Raw genomic sequence first — 2,366 nt, forward strand, 5'->3', positions numbered from 1 at the left:
CAGGTGGGTCTCCCCGAACGCGATCTGTCCGTCCGCAATCTGCGCCGTACGCGCGACGACGAACAGCGCATCGCCGTACTGCTCGACCTTCGGCTGCTGATGAGCGTTCGAAGCGTCCTCGATCGCGAGCGGGTGGAGGTGAAGTTGGGCCGCGACCCGTTCTAGCAATTCCTTGCTGGGCTCATGCAGGCCGACCCAGACCACGTGGCCCTTCTTCTTGGACCAGGCTTCGGCTTCGTCGACCCGGATGTCCGCAACGCGCTTTCCGCCAGCGTAAACGGACGCCGCTACCACGCCCGCTTCGTTCGCGGGCCGCTGCGCTAAGAGAGGGAGATTTTCGACGGCTCGGAGCCGGGGCTGCTTTTGCATTGATAGCCGTCCTCCGCTGACGAACGCGGGGGACCAACCCGGCCGAACACCCGCGGTTCCGGAAGGATGGCGGCCGCCTCCGTACCGAATACCTTTATGGTTTGCCTACACGTGGATGCCGTCTCTGCATCGCTGACAAGGCGCGCAGTGGATGGATGAAGAGGAAACGCCTCACCCAATATCGATTGAGATCTCGGCCTTCAGGCCGTCCCGCGCGAAGTTCATGTCGACGGAAGCGCCCAATTGCTGGGGCAGCAACCGCTGCAGCAGTTGGCTGCCGAAACCGACCCGGGTGGGTTGCTCGGAGATTGGAACGTTACATTCGTCCCATTTCATCAGCAAACGGGTGTCGTCCAGCGTCCACGACACGCAGAGGACGCCGCCCAGGACAGAGAGCGCACCATACTTCAGCGCATTCGTCGTAAGCTCATGGACCGCCATCGCAAAGGAAACGGAAACGTGGGCCGAAATCATGACCTCCGGACCCGACAGCACGATGCGCTGCCCGTCGCCGTCTTCGTAGATTTCCAACTCGTTCTTCAAGATTTGCCGGAGCGGTACGAACCGCTGCTCGTTTTCCGTCAGCAACGAATGGGTTTTCGATAGTGCAGCTATCCGGCCGTAGAATGCCTGCTGGAAGTCGTCCATGGTTCGCGAAGCGCGGATCGTCGATGCTGCGATCGCCTGAACCGTCGCCAGAGTGTTCTTGATGCGGTGGTTCAGTTCATTGAGAAGCAGGCGTTGCAATTCATCGGCCTGCTTCAGCTTGGTAAGATCCCTGCTCGCTCCGGCGATCGCGACCGGTCTTCTATCGGCACCTTCGCCTTCGAACTCGACAAGGCCCCACGCGCTCAGCCATCGCCAACTACCGTCGATCTGCTTCACCCGGTATTCCGCGTCGTAACGGCCGCTTCCTTCGGGATCCAAGGCCGCTGCAACCCGCGACCACATCTTCTCAAGGTCGTCAGGATGGAATTTTGCCGAAACTCCCGCCTGGTCGTGGAGGAAGCGCGCTTCGTCAAGCCCGTAGAGACGCTGGGCGTTGTCGTCGTACTCGCAGATGTTGTCGGCGAGATTGTATCGCCAAGTCCCCATGTCGGAGGCGACCATCGCCAGATCGAACGTCCGTTTCCAGCGTTCCAAGGAATGACGCAGTTCGCGATCGTCGGTCAGCAACCGGATAGGGTCCGGCATGAGAACTGTGCGAAGTCGATCCGACCGGTCCAGTTCGTGGGATTCATGGGAGGTGACGGCCACGCATGACCAACCTTCGCCTTGCCTTGCAAGCGCGTGACTGTGCCGGACCGTCACGTCCAGGACGTCTTTCGGCCCGCAGCTATCCAGGCAGTAGCCGCACATCGAAATCATGCGACGACCGCGCAAACCGCGCGTCACGCCGGCTTCGTAATCCTGAAAGTCGTCCCACTGATTGCGGCCGATCCAGCCGATGTTACCGTGGGTGCGGAAACCGTCGTAGCCGTCGGCGCGAGCCCGTTCTTCGCTGGCCATCAGGCCGGCGATGATTTCTTCGCCGTTGATGACGGTATCGTTGTTGTACCAGGCGCGAACGTCGTGAATCTCGATCTGCTTGTTCTTTTCCCGGCGATCGAAGTCACCTACTGCCGCTCGCAGGGCGCTGCGTGCGTCGTCGGCCGAAAACGGGTCCATGGCGACCAGCAGGCACCGCTCGTTGTTTTCCAGGCCCGCTTTGAAGTAGGGGACCAGAATATCGCGCAAATCGGTTGCGCTCGAGAAGAACTGGCAGACATGCGATCCCCACGGTAGATCGCCGAGACTTTGCAAGCCAGTTGCAGCGTAAGCGGACAATGCAAGTTCCTTATCGCGCGAAGCGTCCTACAAAAATAACTTCATCGGCACTCGCCTGCTAGATCATTTTGAGATGGAACCCATGACTTAAGCCAGTGGGTTAAGCCGTCGGCTCGACCGCGTCTTCCTTCACGCCGCGGGCGACGATCCGCAGCGCGCCATCCGGAAGC

Annotated in this window: 2 protein-coding genes; both read right to left on the reverse strand. The window is 60.4% G+C overall.

The genetic code is table 11. The features are described 5' to 3' along the window. On the reverse strand, positions 1-369 hold a 369-nt coding region (locus AC1D00_RS36830; RefSeq protein WP_477014049.1), incomplete at its 3' end, for a CorA family divalent cation transporter. Between the two features lie 171 nt (positions 370-540). Then, a complete protein-coding gene (locus AC1D00_RS36835; protein WP_477014050.1) occupies positions 541-2,196 on the reverse strand; it encodes a sensor histidine kinase in 1,656 nt (551 codons plus the stop codon). Between the last annotated feature and the right edge of the window lie 170 nt (positions 2,197-2,366).

The organism is Bradyrhizobium sp. P2_E8 (assembly GCF_056403875.1).